General features: G+C 43.0%; 16 protein-coding genes. 12 read left to right on the top strand and 4 right to left on the bottom strand.

The window, feature by feature from the left end; all coding sequences use genetic code 11:
- Positions 1-17: 17 nt before the first annotated feature.
- Positions 18-1,223 (bottom strand): DUF418 domain-containing protein, encoded by a 1,206-nt coding sequence (locus MHH61_RS04900; protein ID WP_125586137.1) that lies wholly within the window; start codon positions 1,221-1,223, stop codon positions 18-20.
- Between the two features lie 249 nt (positions 1,224-1,472).
- Here MHH61_RS04900 and MHH61_RS04895 point away from each other — a divergent pair, with 249 nt between their 5' ends.
- The 9 genes from MHH61_RS04895 (at position 1,473) to MHH61_RS04855 (ending at position 9,304) form a co-directional block, all read left to right on the top strand.
- The gene (locus MHH61_RS04895) at positions 1,473-2,174 is read left to right on the top strand and encodes a response regulator transcription factor (protein WP_125586140.1); all 702 of its coding nucleotides are present in this window, start codon (positions 1,473-1,475) and stop codon (positions 2,172-2,174) included.
- The gene (locus tag MHH61_RS04890) at positions 2,155-3,468 is read left to right on the top strand and encodes a HAMP domain-containing sensor histidine kinase (RefSeq protein ID WP_125586142.1); all 1,314 of its coding nucleotides are present in this window, start codon (positions 2,155-2,157) and stop codon (positions 3,466-3,468) included. Before MHH61_RS04895 ends, MHH61_RS04890 begins: the two co-directional genes overlap by 20 nt.
- A 37-nt stretch (positions 3,469-3,505) precedes the next feature.
- On the top strand, positions 3,506-3,934 hold the full coding sequence (psiE, locus tag MHH61_RS04885; RefSeq protein ID WP_024423385.1) for a phosphate-starvation-inducible protein PsiE: 429 nt from the start codon (positions 3,506-3,508) through the stop codon (positions 3,932-3,934).
- Positions 3,935-4,243: 309 nt separating this feature from the next.
- Positions 4,244-5,155 (top strand): alpha/beta hydrolase, encoded by a 912-nt coding sequence (locus MHH61_RS04880; protein ID WP_125586144.1) that lies wholly within the window; start codon positions 4,244-4,246, stop codon positions 5,153-5,155.
- 9 nt (positions 5,156-5,164) lie between these two features.
- Positions 5,165-5,326 (top strand): hypothetical protein, encoded by a 162-nt coding sequence (locus MHH61_RS04875; RefSeq protein ID WP_241218537.1) that lies wholly within the window; start codon positions 5,165-5,167, stop codon positions 5,324-5,326.
- A gap of 139 nt (positions 5,327-5,465) precedes the next feature.
- Positions 5,466-6,419 carry an ABC transporter substrate-binding protein gene (locus MHH61_RS04870; RefSeq protein WP_024425990.1) on the top strand — a complete coding sequence of 318 codons (954 nt, stop codon included), beginning with the start codon at positions 5,466-5,468 and terminating at the stop codon, positions 6,417-6,419.
- 73 nt (positions 6,420-6,492) lie between these two features.
- Entirely contained in the window at positions 6,493-7,509 is a 1,017-nt protein-coding gene (locus MHH61_RS04865; protein WP_024423381.1) for an iron ABC transporter permease, read from the top strand.
- On the top strand, positions 7,502-8,539 hold the full coding sequence (locus MHH61_RS04860) for an iron ABC transporter permease (RefSeq protein WP_024425988.1): 1,038 nt from the start codon (positions 7,502-7,504) through the stop codon (positions 8,537-8,539). Before MHH61_RS04865 ends, MHH61_RS04860 begins: the two co-directional genes overlap by 8 nt.
- A gap of 21 nt (positions 8,540-8,560) precedes the next feature.
- The gene (locus MHH61_RS04855; protein ID WP_024425987.1) at positions 8,561-9,304 is read left to right on the top strand and encodes an IucA/IucC family C-terminal-domain containing protein; all 744 of its coding nucleotides are present in this window, start codon (positions 8,561-8,563) and stop codon (positions 9,302-9,304) included.
- A gap of 13 nt (positions 9,305-9,317) precedes the next feature.
- On the opposite strand, the gene MHH61_RS04850 is transcribed toward MHH61_RS04855, so the two are convergent.
- Positions 9,318-10,196, bottom strand: coding sequence for an endonuclease I family protein (locus tag MHH61_RS04850; protein ID WP_125586146.1), 879 nt, complete (start codon positions 10,194-10,196; stop codon positions 9,318-9,320).
- 171 nt (positions 10,197-10,367) lie between these two features.
- Between MHH61_RS04850 and MHH61_RS04845 the strand changes: the two genes are divergently transcribed.
- Entirely contained in the window at positions 10,368-11,603 is a 1,236-nt protein-coding gene (locus MHH61_RS04845; protein ID WP_029707392.1) for an alanine--glyoxylate aminotransferase family protein, read from the top strand.
- Between the two features lie 158 nt (positions 11,604-11,761).
- Positions 11,762-12,952, top strand: a complete 1,191-nt coding sequence (locus tag MHH61_RS04840; protein ID WP_024425984.1) for a tetracycline resistance MFS efflux pump — start codon at positions 11,762-11,764, stop codon at positions 12,950-12,952.
- A 56-nt stretch (positions 12,953-13,008) separates the two neighbouring features.
- Here the strand turns inward: MHH61_RS04840 and MHH61_RS04835 are convergent, their stop codons facing one another.
- On the bottom strand, positions 13,009-14,166 hold the full coding sequence (locus MHH61_RS04835; protein WP_024425983.1) for an oxalate decarboxylase family bicupin: 1,158 nt from the start codon (positions 14,164-14,166) through the stop codon (positions 13,009-13,011).
- Positions 14,167-14,230: 64 nt separating this feature from the next.
- Positions 14,231-15,400, bottom strand: a complete 1,170-nt coding sequence (locus MHH61_RS04830; RefSeq protein ID WP_024425982.1) for a CdaR family transcriptional regulator — start codon at positions 15,398-15,400, stop codon at positions 14,231-14,233.
- A gap of 305 nt (positions 15,401-15,705) precedes the next feature.
- On the opposite strand from MHH61_RS04830, the gene MHH61_RS04825 reads away from it, so the two are divergent.
- Complete coding sequence (locus MHH61_RS04825) at positions 15,706-16,557, top strand: DUF72 domain-containing protein (protein ID WP_024423374.1); 852 nt, start codon at positions 15,706-15,708, stop codon at positions 16,555-16,557.
- Positions 16,558-16,575 lie beyond the last annotated feature (18 nt).

Below are 16,575 nucleotides of genomic sequence, written 5' to 3'. Positions count from 1 at the left end.
AACTACTATTATTTCAGTTACTTCGCCATATCCATTGTATTTGTTTTCGGTTGATCATCAACCTTCCCATATGTCAGCTGACGCCAAATAAACTCCATCGGGCCATATTTGAACCGCTTTAACCATAATGTACTAAAGAGCACGAGGAAGACATAAACCCCGAGTCCAATCATGAACGTGCCAGCAGGCTGAAGATGATCGGCAAGTCCGGCTCCGTATTTCAGAAATAGCGTTGTGCCAATGATGGAGTGAAGCAAATAGCAGGTTAGTGACATGCGTCCGACTTTGGTAAATACCATCAAAGCACCTCGCAGCTGAGGGACGTGAAGAAACAGCATCGCAAGTGTACTCATATAGAACATACTGCCTGTTAATCCGCCGTTTTGCTCAAGGGCAGAGGCTATGTTCGTCCAGAGCGTATTTTCAAAAGGATTAACCGCTGCTATGATCGTGCTGCTCTGTGTCATCAGAAATGCGATTGTGAAAATGACCCAAATGCGATTCCATATCGCTTTTTTCGCCTCCATGTTTTTGAAAAACTTCATTTTCACAAAATACACACCAAGTAAAAACATGAAGAACATAGAATAGACGGTGGAAAATGAACTGGAAGCCATTGTGACCATATCTGTCCACCGATCACCAATAGATGCTAAATAAGTCAGACTGTTGTGGCTGGTCAGCTCGAAATCAGCAAAGTCCGGCTTGCCTGATGATCCTGAACTGACGGTATTGAACAGCATCGTGAAAATAGGTGTGAGCAATTGAATCACAAAGAGTGTGATGAGCCAGTATAGGATGGTTTTGGCTGTGCGTTTGTAAAAGAAAAGCAATAAAAAGCCAGCGACTGCATAATAGGCCAAAATGTCACCAATCCAAACGAAGGTCAAATGCAGAAGGCCAAATCCTAAGAGAATGGTTAATCTGCGGGCAAACAGTTTGTTCGGACTGTCCACCTTCTGAGCAGCTCGGTCCATAAAAATCATAAAACCAACCCCGAATAGAAAGGAAAACAGTGTAATAAATTTCCCCGAGGCAAACCAATTCACCACATTGTGAAAAACATCATTTGACAGCATGTCAAATCCCTTGGCCGAATCCACGATCAAAAAGTAATTGACTAGAATAATCCCCATTAAGGCAAACCCTCGTACAATGTCCAAGAAATGAACCCGTTCCCGCAGACTCATCGGTTGTCCGTGTGCTACTTTGTTTACATTCATATCCATGCTCCTTTTCTTGTTATGATAATGTGATTCGGATCAATTCATCGATCCTTACAATGAATCAATATACGGCCCAAATCTTAACAATTTATGAAGATCCAATTTTTTGAAAATAAATGTGACAAATTGATGGCAGATGGTCAAATTCATAAACTGTTAAGGTTTATGCTGTATCTTTTCACATAACTAGATGATATATAGTAAAGACATAAAAGAAAGAGCAACACATTACATGAGGTGAGAGACATGACCCATCGAATATTAGTCGTAGAAGATGATCAGGATATTGGGGACCTTCTGCAGGAATCCCTTTCACGTGCAGGATATGAGGTGCTAAGAGCGATGAATGGCGAGCAAGCATTGAAGTTTGTGGATGATTCGCTCGATTTGGTGATTTTGGATGTGATGATGCCGGGGCTCTCAGGCATCGAAACGTGCCAGCAGATAAGAGCCTCTTCTAATGTCCCGATTCTATTTCTAACAGCCAAATCAAGTACATTCGATAAAACCGAAGGCTTACTTGCCGGCGGGGATGATTATATGACAAAACCTTTTTCACAAGAGGAGCTTCATGCTAGAGTGATTGCACAATTACGCAGGTATACTGTCTATCAGGAAAAGAAGGAACAGGAAGAGACCTTTCTTGTTGGGGGCAAACTGAAGGTAAGTGAAGAATTTAATGAAGTATGGAAAGAAAACCAGCAAATTAAGCTGTCTGATCTAGAATATCGGATGTTAAAACTGCTTATGAGCAGGCGAAACAAAATCTTTTCAGCCCAAAATATTTATGAAAGCGTGTGGGGACAGCCTTATTTCTATTGTTCCAACAATACGGTGATGGTGCATATTCGAAAGCTGCGTGCCAAAATTGAGGATGATCCTGCGCGTCCTGTATATATCAAAACTGAATGGGGAAGAGGATATCGATTTGGCACATCCATATCGTAAATATACACTGGCCAAAAAGCTTGCACTGCTGATTTTGGCGGCTGCAATTGTGAGTGGTATTGTCTTTTTGACGCTGCAAAAGATCACCAATGATTTGATTGATGGATATTTGAGTTCGGACGAGTATTACGATCAGGAGTCAGCCAAGTACATTCAAAAATTCAGCCGCTATGTGTCTGAGAATGAGCTGTCTTCAACGGATCGAAAAGCGTTTGGCGAGTGGGTGAAAAAAGAGAATTACATTAATTTGACTATCTTCAATGATGAGGTGCTGCAATATGACTCCATCTATTCGGCTGCGGATGAATCGGCGTACGGAAAAGAAAGGATGACTCAGTACGCTGAGCAACATTCGTATCCGGTTCAGTTTAGCGACGGTGAAGGCCGGGTCATGGTGGACGGGTTCTATTCATCTCGCTACCACGATCTTGCGTTTACACTCGAGCTGCTCGGAGCAACGCTTATTTTTCTCCTCATGGTTCTTCTCGGGATTCGCAAAAGTTTGCGCTACCTGCAAACGATTCACCAAGAGATACATATTCTTGAAGGCGGAGAGCTGGACTATGAGATGACGGTGAAAGGGCATGACGAATTAGCGATGATTGCCAAAAGTATTGAGGACCTTCGTAAAGCTTTTTTGGACAAGCTTCAAGCCATTGATGAGCTGCAAGAAGAGAGCCGCAGCTTGGTTACTGAAATGTCACACGATATGAGAACACCGCTGACGTCGCTGATGATGAATTTGGAGTTTGCGAAAAAAGAGGAGGCTGGAGCGGATACCCGTAAGGATCAATATATAGCAAGTGCTTATGAAAAAGCACTGCAATTGAAAAATCTATCTGATAATCTGTTCGCCTATTTTCTACTTGATAAAGAACATGAACCTGAGCTTGAGACAGTTGCAGTCAAAGAGGTCATTTACGATCTCTTATCAGATCAGGTGGCGATTTTGCAGCAAGAGACATTTAAGGTTCATCTTTTAGGAGAGCTGCCAGACAGCTATATCAATGTGAATGTCGAGGAGCTTGGCCGAGTGTTTGATAATCTGATGTCGAACATACTGAAATACGCTGACCCGAAAAAAGATATCAATCTCACGTTTCTATCCGACCAAGAAATCTTTGAGATCCATATCAGCAATGCGATAAACGAGACAGATAACACCCAGGAAAGCACTGGACTTGGTGAACGAAGCATAAAACGAATGATGTCCCGCATGCACGGGCAGTTTGAAAGGATGGAAAAGAACGGCGTTTACTACATCGTGCTGCGATTCTGGCATATTAAAATATAGCTGACAAATGAATAACATGGAATGGAGAGACAATCTAATGAAACGATTCAACAACTTCCAAAAGGTACCGGATCTCTTGCAAGGCCTTCTGAATATTTGTTTATTCTTTCTGGCCATTGCTTTAAGCGTCCTCTTAATTAGTGAAACTTGGTATATTGTCCAATTCGTTTACAAGAATTTGCTCAGCAAAGAAGACAGTTATTATGAAATGCTTGGTGAGTTGCTGATCTTCTTTATGTACTTTGAGTTTATTGCCTTAATTATTAAGTACTTTAAATCAAACTTTCATTTTCCGCTTCGCTATTTTATTTATATTGGCATCACAGCCGTTATTCGTTTGATTATCATCGATCATAAAGAGGCTGTATCGACCTTCTGGTGGGCGCTGACCATTTTAGCCATGACCGTTGCTCTCTTTATCGCTAGTAAACGACATGCGGTTCAGGAGCATGAAGAAGTGAAGTGAGGGAAGAAGACGAACGATGACCGTTCGTCTTTTTTCATGTCTGGACATTGACGAAATGAACACTCAGTCGTCATCTGTCTATTAATGAACGGTTAGGGTCAGATTGACAATTGATTGTCATGCATCTAAAAAGTAGAATATGAGTAACATTAAATAAACAGTTGTTCATTAATGGATAGGTGTTTGTTGTGGTGAGTGATCAGCTGGATAAAAAGGTTTTTTCCTGATGTACGTCTTCATATGGTATGCTTTAGAAGCCTTATCTTTCCATCGAAATCGATCATGATTCTATGAACAGGGGTTGATCATATGCGAAGTATTCAAAGTTTTTTAGTAGAACAGCTACTTGCTTTGACGAAAAAGAAACTCAATGTAAATGATTATCTAGAAGAACGAAGAAGGGCAAATCAACTACCTTATGAATTACCTGAAAAAATCAAGAATAAGTACAAAATCACTAAAAATGACTCGTTTCCAGTCGATACGTATATGCTGAAATCAAATGATCAGCCAGATGACCATCAGGTGTTGTTTATACCAGGTGGTGGCTATATCGAACAGCCTTTAACTTGGCACTGGCGTTTTTTAGATCGATTAACGAAGCAATTAAATAGTACGGTGTATGTGCCGGTGTATCCAAAAGCACCGAACCATCAGTATATGGATGCGATCGAGAGTGTCCTCCCTGTGTACCAAGGTCTTTTAGAGAAAGGAACACCTGAAAATATCGTCATCATGGGCGATTCTGCTGGCGGCGGTTTATCGTTAGCTTTTGCTCAATACTTGGCAAAAAAGGGCTTGCCGCAGCCAGGAAATATCATTCTTTTATCACCATGGCTAGATGTCACATTAAGCAACCCAGATATCGCTGCTATGGTTCCAAAAGAGCCAATGCTCAATCTAGCCTTATTAATTGAAGCAGGAAAAAGATATGCGGGTGAAATGGATGAAACACACCACTTAGTCAGTCCAATTTATGGAGAGATCAAATCATTGGGACGAATTTCTGTTTTTATAGGCACTCACGAATTTTTTCTCCCAGATGCTCGTAAATTCAAAGAGATGGCAGATAAGCAGGGAGTTCCAATAAACTATATAGAATATCCTAAAATGAATCACGTGTTTCCTGTCTTCCCTATACCAGAAGCAAAAAAAGCGTTAAATCAAATTGTCGCGATTATTGAAAGTAATACCTTTCCTTTGAAAGAATTCAATGAATAAGATATAGGAATGAGGATGACTAGCGCGGCTGGCCATTCTCGTTTCTGTTTGAAGGAGCAAAAAAAACAATCAGTCTATCAAGTGCTTGAAGGACATACCCATTTGTCAGTTTTACTAGAAGCAGGAAAACAGATTGGCAGGACCATCCAGATGTGGAATCCTTCTATTTAGTATGAATAACTAGTCAATACTCTCCCATTTTCTTAAAAATTTACATTGACACCATCCTTTTCTATGATAAAATCATAGTGTGATAATGAGAATCGTTATCAAACGATATGACTACATATAGAATGGATAGGTGAGGTACATGTTCAAGAAATCTTTTTGGTCGCTATTAGTTGTGCTCTCCATCGTTTTACTTGCAGCTTGCGGCAGCAATAGCAGTAACGGCAAGTCAGATAGTAAAGAGAAAACAAGAACCGTTGAAAGCGCTATCGGTTCAACTGAAATTAAAGGATCGCCTAAACGTGTGGTGACACTGTACCAAGGAGCAACGGATGCAGCAGTCGCTATGGGCATTAAACCAGTAGGTGTTGTTGAATCATGGCTTGAAGCACCTACGTATAAATATTTAAGAAATGACTTAAAGGATGTTAAAATTGTTGGGCAGGAAACACAGCCAAACTTAGAGGAAATTGAAAAGCTCAAGCCTGATTTGATCATTGCATCGAAAATCCGTCACGAGCAAATTTTTGATCAGCTGAAAGAAATCGCTCCAACTGTTGCAACAGAAACAGTGTTCACCTTTAAAGACACAGTGAAATTAATGGGTGAAGCATTAAACAAGCAAGACAAATCAAAAGAATTGCTGACGAAGTGGGATGACCGCGTCGCTGACTTCAAAGAAAAAGCGAAAAAAGACATCAAAAACTGGCCGATGAGTGTATCTGTGGTGAACTTCCGTGCAGATCATGCTAGAATCTATCAAACTGGTTTCGCAGGGTCCATTTTAACAGAGCTAGGCTTTGAAGGACCTAAGAATGTCAAAGATAAAAAGCAAGACATCATTACACTGACAGACAAAGAGAGCATTCCGCAAATGGATGCAGATGTGATCTATTACTTTATGGATGAAAAGGATAAAGCAGTTGAAAAAGCATATAAAGAGTGGACAAGTCATCCTTTATGGAAGCAGCTTGACGCAGTGAAAGCAAAACAAGTGCATAAAGTAGATGAAATCACTTGGAACATGGGCGGAGGTATTATCGCTGCAAACATGATGCTTGATGATATTTACGATCGTTTAGGAATTGATAAATAAGTCTTAAAAGAGGAGAAAATGTGAATATACCATTTTCTCCTTTTTTCCATAACAGATTGAAAGCGGGAATCAGATGAGAAGTTTAATAAAAAAGGATTCAAGCAAGGCACTGCTTTTTGCTGGATTCATTGTGTTGATGTTGGTCTTTTTTATGCTCAGTATTTCCCTTGGGCAAACCTCAATTTCCCTCAAAGCCACCATCCATGCTTTTCTTCAATTTGATGAATCGGATCCAAACAGTGTCATTGTCATGACATCCAGATTATCAAGAGCTTTAATTGCAACGGTCGTTGGCTCAAGCCTGGCGATTTCAGGTGCACTCATGCAGGCATTGACAAGAAATCCGCTTGCGGCGCCTGATTTATTAGGAATTAATGCAGGTGGACTATTTTTTATCGTGATTTCGATTGTTTTCTTTTCAACAGAGTCGTTAACAAGCTATATGTGGACAGCCTTTCTAGGCGCAGCGATTGCAGGGATGCTCGTTTTTCTATTGGGTTCCATTGGAAGAGATGGATTGACGCCGGTCAAAATAGTCCTTGCAGGTGCGGCGATATCTGCACTGTTTGCGTCTTTTACACAAGGTCTTTTAATCGTGAATGAACAATCAATTCAAAGCATTTTGTTCTGGATGGCTGGGTCAGTGTCTGGAAGAAGCATTGATATGTTAATCCCTGTTTTGCCTTATATTTTAGGTGCGACTGTAGTGGCGCTGCTTCTTGGACGTTCTATTAATGTTCTTTTGTCGGGAGATGATATTGCCAAAGGACTTGGCCAGCGTACACTGCTGCTGAAAATCACGATGGGTGTACTCGTTGTCTTTTTAGCAGGTGGTTCCGTCGCTGTTGCTGGTTCAATTGGTTTTGTTGGTTTTCTTGTGCCGCATATTGTGAAAAAGCTCGTCGGGCCTGACCACCGCTGGGTACTGCCGTATTGTGCCGTTGTGGGGGCGTCTCTTTTACTTGCCGCGGATTTGGCGGCTCGTTTTCTGATCATGCCGCAGGAAGTGCCGATTGGTGTCATGACGGCGGTAGCAGGAGCGCCTCTATTTGTTTATCTCGTGCGCAAGGGGTTGAAGACAGGTGGCTAAAACATATACAGTGCGTTCTAAAGGCGGGCGCATTTCATTTCAATTTTCAAAGCGGACGTTTTTGATTTTACTTTTATTGACGGCCATTGCCTTTGGCTTATTTATTCTCAGTCTCAGTATGGGAAGCCGGTTCATTCAGCCGGTCGATGTGCTGCTTCATTTAATCGGTCAGGGAGAGGGGAATTCCTTTGTGTTAAATACACTGAGGATTCCACGAACGCTGCTGGCTGTCTTAGTTGGATCCGCACTTGCGGTATCAGGGCTTATTTTGCAAGGGTTGATCCGCAACCCGCTGGCATCACCTGATATCATTGGAATTACAAGTGGTGCTTCGTTTGGAGCGATTATGTTCATCGTTTTTTGGATGGGCACTGTGCCTATTGCTTATCAATCCTTATGGGCGATTGCAGGTGCTTTTGCGGTATCGAGTCTGATCTATTTGCTTTCATGGAAAAAAGGGGTCAAGCCGATCACACTTGTCCTAATGGGAATTGGGATTTCTGCCATTATGAAGGCATGTGTGACGTTTACGCTTGTTCTAAGTGATACGATGACAACGACCAAGTCTTACATCTGGCTGACGGGGAGCTTATATGGTTCTACGATGAAAGACGTCACTGCGATGCTTCCTTGGGTGATGATCATTTTACCGATTGTCATGGTGTTAGCAAGAACGATGAATGTAAAAGAACTTGGCGATGATCTTGCAACAGGTCTCGGGGTAAAAGTGCAGGCGAAACGATTATTCTTTCTCCTGATGAGTGTGACATTGGCTGGTGTTGCAGTCGCATTTGCAGGCGGCATTGAATTTGTTGGACTCATGGCGCCGCACGTTGCACGGATGATCATTGGACGTTCATTCATAGCGCTAGTTCCAGCATCTGCGCTAGTTGGAAGTATTCTCGTGATGCTGGCTGATCTTGTGGCTAGAACCGCATTTCTACCGTTAGATGTTCCAGCAGGTGTATTTACGGCAGCTATTGGTGCACCGTTCTTTATTTATTTGTTATATCAACAGCGTAATCGATAAACAGAAGATAGGGGTTTTGATATGAGGCCAGAGTGGGTTGAGAGAGAATTACTTGATTTCGGGGTACACATCATAAATGAACCAATGACATCTGATCGCACACTTGCTGCGCTTTTTTCAGAAGCAGCCGTCATACGTTTATTAGAAGCTGAAAAGGAAGCGATGCATGCACCGAATCTTGCGGTAGCAGCCTCTATGTTTTCAAAGCGCTACGCCTACTTAGCCGTCAGTTCCTCTTTATACTTGATGACGCTGTATAACGGTGTCTATCAGTATCCACCAGCAGCATGTGCATTTAGAGAGGATCGAAAAATTGAAATAGATGAGGCGTCGTGTTCGTTTGTTCCACTAGAAGGAGAGCGGCATGAATGGAGAGAGAAGGTCGTGCGTGAATTGTTTACGGAGTGTGTCACGCCTCTTTTAGACGTGCTGAACCGCACCACAAAACTCTCTTATCGTATTTTATGGGAAAATGTAGCGGTTCGAATCAACTCTCTTTATCGAAGCATGATGCGGGAAGCGGAAGAGCCTGCGGTGAAGCAGCGCGTGCGGGAGGATTATCTGTATCTGAAGCAGGCGGCTGGAGATGTTTTTGGAGCTCAGCAAAATCCATTTCAGCACAGCCTAAACCTAGACGACAGTTTACTTGAAACATCCAACCGGAAGACCTGCTGTATGTATTATAAGCTAGAGAAAAAATCGGAGAGTCTCGATTATTGTCTTGTTTGTCCGCTTGAAAAAAAGAAAGGCACTGCTTGCTCGTAGCAGTGCCCTTTTTTTATTCCCAAATCTCACTTGCCCATTCAGGGTGATCAATAAAAGGGTTGCGATTGTGCTGATACGTTTGATATATGATCTCATTGCGGTTCCGTTCGATTTGATCGACTGGGTCCTGCTTGTGCCATTTGAGAAGTACAGACATTTTGCCGTGAAGAGGAGAGCTTCCATTATTTACTTTGTCGTTCAATTCTAAATCTGGAAAGCGGTCATCACCCTCGTAGCGAACCGCCATATAAAAGAGCATTCTCGCAACATCTCCTTTGACCCGGCTGTGAGGTTCGAATGAGTCGCTGTCGTAGAAATTGCCCGGTGCACCTTTGTATTCATTACCACCCGTGTCAAAATCTAAATTTCCGCGTGTGCTGTTCGTTTGCACATCTGCCGCACGAAGGTGGTGGAGATCTGTCCCAGGTCCTTGGCTTGTCCCGAAATTGCCGTGAGACTTGGCCCAGACATGCTCCCGGTTCCACTGGCCCACATTTCCGCCATTCGACTGCTTTGAACGGGAGACACCACTATAAAGCAGCAGCACATTGTTTGGGTTATTGGGGTCTTCATCTGTTTTCTTTAAGGCATCCCACACCTGGCTGTAGGATAGCTGCGTATGATCATCGATGATATCGTGTAAAGCCTTCTTAAGAGCGGGTCCTGATTTGCCAGAAGCAGATTGGTAATAGGAATCGATTTGACTTGTGGCGGCAATTTGCGTTTGTTGTGCAGATGTTTCGTTTTGAAGCTGTAACGGGGAAAAGGTGATCGTTTGACTAGGTTCACTCAGATTGAAACCTTGAGCATTTGCAGCTGGAGGCAACGGGGCGGCGAATGTGCCGAATATCATGATTCCGGCGGCCACAGTTCCAAATAAAGTTCTTTTCATTCGATTTCCTCCTTGATAGGGAATGTATTCTCTTTATTTCTATCATATTGCCATGAAGAAATAAATGGATTTCTCGTAAATTTTATGTAATAAGTTCATAGGAAAAGAGATTGCTATTTTAGGCGTATTCCTGTATAAGTGGGCTTATAAGGATGGACAGCAAGGGAGAGGATGGATCACGTGAAAGAACTGCAAACACCTTCAAGAACGATTATGACACCGGGACCCGTTGAAGTAGATCCGAGAGTGCTCCGTGTGATGAGCACGCCAATTCTCGGTCAATTTGATCCAGCATTTACACACATTATGAATGAAACAATGACTTTATTGCGGTCACTTTTTCAAACAGAAAACAGATGGGCTTATCCAATTGACGGTACGTCCCGTTCAGGGCTTGAAGCTGTGCTCGCCAGTGTGATTGAGCCGGGAGATTCAATGCTTGTGCCTGTCTTTGGCCGCTTCGGTCACCTGCTCATTGAAATAGGGCAGCGCTACGGAGCTGAGGTACATACAATGGAATGTGAATGGGGGACGGTTTTTGATCCTGACAACATCATCAAAGAAATAAAGCGGGTCAAGCCTAAAATCGTTGCCATGGTTCATGGAGAAACATCCACCGGACGATTACAGCCGCTCAAGCAAATCGGGCAAGCATGCCGGGCTCTTGATGCGCTGTTTATTGTAGACGCTGTGGCAACCATTGGCGGTGTCGAGGTAAAAGTGGACGAATGGAAAATAGATGCGGCGATTGGCGGCACGCAGAAATGTTTATCTGTTCCATCAGGTATGTCACCTATTACGTATAATGACCGAGTCGCAGCTGTCATTGAATCGAGAAAGAAAGTAGAAAAAGGCATTGCGACACAGGATGAATTACAAAAACAAATAGACATTTCTCCAATCAAAAGCAATTATTTTGATTTAAGCCAGCTTCAGGATTATTGGAGCTCAAGACGATTAAATCATCATACAGAAGCGACAACGATGCTCTATGCACTGCGAGAAGGGGTTCGTCTTGTGCTGGAAGAAGGGCTGTCTGAACGTTTTCAAAGACACGCGTATCATGAAAAAGCCTTGATGAAAGGTCTTGAAGCGATGGGGCTTGAATTGTTTGGTGATCCAGATTGTAAAATGCCGGTTGTGACCTGTGTTGTCATTCCAAATGGTATTGACGGAGAAGCGGTCCGTGCCGACCTGCTTCATCATTTTGGAATTGAGATTGCAAGCTCCTTTGGACCGCTTGCCGGCCGTATATGGAGAATTGGGACAATGGGCTACAGCTGCCGAAAGGAAAATGTGCTGTTTGTGTTAGCAGGGCTGGAAGCGATTCTCATCAAACACGGTGCGGCTATCCATTGCGGAGCAGGGCTTCAGGCGGCTCTTTCTATCTATGAACAAGCTGAATAACGAGCTCCAACATACTCGCCATTGGCGGGTATTTTTTATTTGGAAAAGAACACTAATTTTTGAAAAACTAGACTTATAGATGAGGTTATCGCTATACTGGAGAAGTTCTTATCGTTTTTGTCATCATTTTCATTTATTTGAAGAAAGAGGTTTTTTGTATGAAGAAGATGGGCAGATTGTACATTTTGATGCTCAATATTTTTATTGCCATGCTTGGCTTTGGCCTCATTGTACCTGTTATGCCGAGTTACATCGAAGCCTTTGGTGCAACAGGAAAAACACTCGGTTTTCTTGTCGCTGCAACAGGTTTTACACAATTTGCGTTATCGCCGGTTGCCGGGGCACTGACCGATCGATTTGGACGAAGAAAATTGATCATTGCCGGGATTGCGGGTTTTACGATTGCTCAGTTTATTTTTGCTTTTGCTGATCAGCTTTGGATGCTGTTCGTTTCTCGATTTTTAGGCGGTGCTGCCGGAGCTTTGCTTATGCCGGCCATGTTTGCATACATTGCTGATATCACAAGTGAAAAGGAACGAGGGAAAGGAATGGGTCTATTCAGTGCAGCGATGACACTAGGTTTTGTCATTGGGCCGGGCGTAGGCGGCTATTTGGTTGAGTACGGGATCGCATTTCCATTTCTGATTGCCGGTTCCTTTGCTGCTCTTTCTACTTTGTTATCCATCCTCTTCTTACCTGAAACATTAACAAAGGAAAAACAGGAAGAGGCGCGGCTCAACAAGGATATTCATTTCAATCCTTTTGTACAAATGATCGAGGCTCTAAGGACATCTTACGGCTTTTTGTTTATATTGGCCTTTGTCCTCAATTTCGGAATCATTCATTTTGAATCGATTTTCGGCTTATATGTAGACCAAAAACACGGATTTTCACCGAAGGATATTGCGTTTGTGATTACGGTTGCGGGTCTTGCCGGGGTGCTTGTTCAAGGGGCGTTAGTGAATGCCTGTGTGAAACGATTTGGAGAGATGAGAGTCGTCCGTTATGCGCTGTTAGGTGCGGCTTTCATGCTGATCGCCTGCCGTTTTGCGCCGTCCTTTTGGTTGATTTTTACGGGTTCGATTTTATTTTTATCGGCTACGTCATTTGTCCGACCAGCGCTCAATACATTGCTGTCCAAGATGGCAGGCAATCAGCAAGGGGTAGCAGGCGGTCTCAATACATCCTTTATGAGCCTTGCCAATATCGTCGGACCGAGTCTTGCGGGTATATTATTTGATGTGAATATTGAATTTCCTTTTATGTTTGGAACATTGGTGCTTTGCGTAAGCTTCGCTGCATCCATCGTGTGGGGGAAAAAAGTGCAGCATGCTTCGGCAGCTTCTTAAAATTTGCTGATAAAAAAACCGATCAGGACGAATTGATCGGTTTTTTATGATGGGCATCATCTCTCATATTTCACGACAGGTGATTTTTCTTTATGAAGCGCACGAATCATCGCTTCATCTACGTGTAAATGCTCTTTCACTAATTGAGGCGGGGTTAAGGCCATCCACTGATTCAACGAAATATCTGCAAACCGGTCACTTTTAAAAATCTCTAAAAACCAAAGGCTCGTTTGGCCGATATTTTGGATGTAATGCCCCATGCCAAAAGGAACATATCCAACATCACCTGCTCTGTAATTAAAGGTGCGGGCAGTACCCCCTGCTCCAAAGACCGTCATTTTAGCTGTACCTGTTAAATAGTATTGCCACTCATCATTATTAGGGTGCCAGTGCATTTCTCTCATGCCGCCAGGTTTAACTTCAACAAGTGCAGCCGCAATCGTTTTTGAAATCGGGAAATTCCGTGAATCGACAATTCGGACGGTTCCGCCAGAGGTCGTTATCGGGTTTTGACGAAGGAGCTGGTGCGTAAATGGTGGCTTAATGCTCCCGTATGGATCAGATACCGTTTGGCTTTCTAAGGATGACGGCGGCGAGCCTTGAAACATATAGCGCTGCTTATTCGGAATATGGTCAAACAATTTCCTCGGAACACCAAAATTGGCGGAGAGAATCTCTTTCGGTGTATGGGCAAACCAGTCTGTGATCGTGAATGTATCAAATTCAGAAAAATCGCCATCATCAAATACAAGAAGGAACTCACAACCATCCTCAAGTCCTTGAATGGAGTGCGGGATACCAGGTGGAAAATACCACAAATCGCCTTCTTCTAGATCAGCAATCATATTTCGCCCTTCTGCATCTACAGATGTGATGCGGGCTTTGCCTAAAATCATATACGCCCATTCCGCCTGCTTATGCCAATGAAGCTCACGAACACCTCCGCGTGTGAGCCGCATGTTGACACCTGCAATCGTTGTTGAAACAGGCAGCTCCCGCTTTGTAATTTCCCTCGACCAGCCGCCGTGATTCAAATGCATGTGTGTATCAGAAAATGAAAATTTTAAATTTGGGATTGTTCCGGCATCGGTTTTAGGGGGAACGAGCATATCTGGGTTCTCTATATCTCGAAGGACATCGCGCGGGCCTAAGTCGGTGGCACCCGCGCCGTCCTTTCGAATGGGCTGCGGGATGTGACGGAGCTCATCATCCATTTGTCATCCCTCCTTGAGTCTCATTTTTCTCCTCCAAACTATATGAGGTTTCAGAAGAAAAAATTCAATCAGGATGGGATGAGAGAAACATTTGAATACGGAAGGCTAAGCGCAGCCGCAATGTTGCGTCAGAATCTTTTAAGCTGATTCGAAGCAATTCTTCACACTTCTCGAGGCGATAAATGACCGTGTTGCGATGAATGGACAAGCGTTTGGCTGTTTCTGAAATGTGGCAATGGGTTTCTAAATAAACAGATAAGGTGTGAAGAAGGCTTTGATCGACTTGTGATGATTCAGATAACGGGTGAAGGTGCAGCTGGTGAAACGTGATCATATCCTTTCTTGGAATGAGCCTTAGTAAATCTGGCACATCCTTTGCTTGATAAAATTGAATATATTCAGTCCGCGATGAGAGATGTCCGGTTTGAAGAGCCTCTAATGCTTCATTGTAGCCTTCAGACAGATGGGAGATGTGGCAGCCCGTCAAGCTCACCCCAAAAGAAATAGTATGATTCACTTGCAGTTTAACAAGCATCTGCAACTGTTTTAAAAAAGAGCTGAGCCTGTCGCTAACCTCCGGCCAACTGCCAGTCTCCTCCATCAATACAACACCCATATCACCTTTTAAAAACAGAAAGGCAGGAAATGGGCAGCTTGGAAGTGCACTTTCGAGCAGATCAGCCACTTGATCCAAAACCATTTGCTGCTTCATAAAACATGTGGTATCACTGCGCTCGTCAAGCTGACAGATCATACATAGATAGCGGCATTCGGCGTTTAATCCAAACGCCTGAGCGAAATGTAAGGAATCTTGGTGGGAAGACGATGCCCTCTCTATCCATTTGCGAAAGCCCTCATTTCTAGCACGCTTGGCCGTTTGCAGGGCGGCATATTGTCTCATGCGTGCAATCGACATTTCGTTTACTGCTTTTGCAATGATCCCATGCAAAGTTTTATTCTGCGGGTGAATGAAAGAAAGGATGACCAGAAAATCACATGTTTGTTCGTTTAGATCAATTGGAAAGATGGAAAAGGTTTGTTTTGCATGTATCATCGAAAAAGAATGAGTTGTCCTGCTTTGAAAAAAGGGGAGAATGTGCATCCATTCTGAGCTTGTAATCATGGGGTGCGAGGTATAGAGAATACGTCCATGCTGGTTAAACAAATAGATAGGCTTGTGAATCTTTTTGGCCATTTTTTGTAAAATTTCAAACTGGTTATTGTCTATGTTCATATCCACTCAATCTCCTTTATTGGTGAAGATGAATAAAAAAATGGACAATCACTGTCAGCATCTCTGATATGCATTTTATGTTATCAGCTAAAATCATTTTAGATAGAAAGTTGTCAATTAATATAACAAACAAACAGAGCGCCAGGACAAAATCACGTGCCGTCAGTCATCTTCATTCAGAATTACGAGCAAATATGATATGTTGTAGACAGAAGAATTTCTTTCAGAAAATATGGGTATCACAAGAAACAAAGGCTTCGAATGAGGAAGCCGTCTATACATGAGAGTGGCAAGAGGTGAGAAACATGATTTATATCGGATTAACTGGCTGGGGAGATCATGACAGTCTTTATCCGCCGAGAATCGGCAGCGCGCAAAAGCTGTTTCACTACGCGTCAACGTTTCCGATTGTGGAACTGGATGCCAGCTTTTATGCGGTTCAGCCTGAGCGTAATCATGAAAAGTGGATAAAGGATACGCCAGATGACTTTCAATTTGTTGTGAAAGCATATCAAGGAATGACTGGACATCAAAGGGGCGAGATTCCGTTTGCTTCAAAGGAAGAAATGTTTGATGCATTTATTCTTTCGCTGACTCCGCTTATTCGTGAAGGGAAACTAGCCATGGTGCTCTTTCAATTTCCACCTTGGTTTGATTGCAAAAAAGAGCACGTCCACTATTTAAGATGGTGTAAGGAGAAGATGGGGGACATTCCATGTGCCCTCGAATTCCGAAACCGTACATGGTTTTCAGATGAATTTTATGAGCAGACTTTGTCCTTTATGGAAAAGGAAGGATGGATTCATTCCGTCTGTGATGAACCGCAAGTCGGAGAAGGCTCCATTCCGCCGGTCATACAAGCTACACACCGTGATAAAACATTGGTCCGATTTCACGGGAGGAATAAACAGGGCTGGCTTCACCCGGCAGACCATGAGAATTGGCGTGAAGTGAGATACTTATATTTATATAATGAAGCTGAATTAAAAGAGTGGAAAAAGAATCTCGACATCCTGCATCAGCAATCGAAAGATGTCTATGTCGTGTTTAATAATAACTCCGGCGGAGATGCAGCGGCAAATGGCCAGCAGATGATTGATTTGCTGGATATCACCTATTCAAACCTGTCTCCGAAGCAGTTAGATTTATTTAGTTAACCGAGAGCTGACTGAAGC

This window comes from Bacillus sp. FSL K6-3154 (assembly GCF_040869395.1).
Classification (GTDB): domain Bacteria; phylum Bacillota; class Bacilli; order Bacillales; family Bacillaceae; genus Bacillus; species Bacillus safensis.
The sequence above is the reverse complement of the archived record's forward strand: the minus strand, read 5'-3'. Positions and strand labels throughout refer to the sequence as shown.

What these genes read in the sequence shown, in the direction of transcription:
- MHH61_RS04900 (WP_125586137.1), bottom strand. Translation starts at nt 1,223, where the DNA reads ATGAATGTAAACAAAGTAGCACACGGACAACCGATGAGTCTGCGGGAA.
- MHH61_RS04895 (WP_125586140.1), top strand. Translation starts at nt 1,473, where the DNA reads ATGACCCATCGAATATTAGTCGTAGAAGATGATCAGGATATTGGGGAC.
- psiE (WP_024423385.1), top strand. Translation starts at nt 3,506, where the DNA reads ATGAAACGATTCAACAACTTCCAAAAGGTACCGGATCTCTTGCAAGGC.
- MHH61_RS04880 (WP_125586144.1), top strand. Translation starts at nt 4,244, where the DNA reads ATGCGAAGTATTCAAAGTTTTTTAGTAGAACAGCTACTTGCTTTGACG.
- MHH61_RS04875 (WP_241218537.1), top strand. Translation starts at nt 5,165, where the DNA reads ATGAGGATGACTAGCGCGGCTGGCCATTCTCGTTTCTGTTTGAAGGAG.
- MHH61_RS04870 (WP_024425990.1), top strand. Translation starts at nt 5,466, where the DNA reads ATGTTCAAGAAATCTTTTTGGTCGCTATTAGTTGTGCTCTCCATCGTT.
- MHH61_RS04865 (WP_024423381.1), top strand. Translation starts at nt 6,493, where the DNA reads ATGAGAAGTTTAATAAAAAAGGATTCAAGCAAGGCACTGCTTTTTGCT.
- MHH61_RS04855 (WP_024425987.1), top strand. Translation starts at nt 8,561, where the DNA reads ATGAGGCCAGAGTGGGTTGAGAGAGAATTACTTGATTTCGGGGTACAC.
- MHH61_RS04850 (WP_125586146.1), bottom strand. Translation starts at nt 10,196, where the DNA reads ATGAAAAGAACTTTATTTGGAACTGTGGCCGCCGGAATCATGATATTC.
- MHH61_RS04845 (WP_029707392.1), top strand. Translation starts at nt 10,368, where the DNA reads ATGGATCACGTGAAAGAACTGCAAACACCTTCAAGAACGATTATGACA.
- MHH61_RS04840 (WP_024425984.1), top strand. Translation starts at nt 11,762, where the DNA reads ATGAAGAAGATGGGCAGATTGTACATTTTGATGCTCAATATTTTTATT.
- MHH61_RS04835 (WP_024425983.1), bottom strand. Translation starts at nt 14,166, where the DNA reads ATGGATGATGAGCTCCGTCACATCCCGCAGCCCATTCGAAAGGACGGC.
- MHH61_RS04830 (WP_024425982.1), bottom strand. Translation starts at nt 15,400, where the DNA reads ATGAACATAGACAATAACCAGTTTGAAATTTTACAAAAAATGGCCAAA.
- MHH61_RS04825 (WP_024423374.1), top strand. Translation starts at nt 15,706, where the DNA reads ATGATTTATATCGGATTAACTGGCTGGGGAGATCATGACAGTCTTTAT.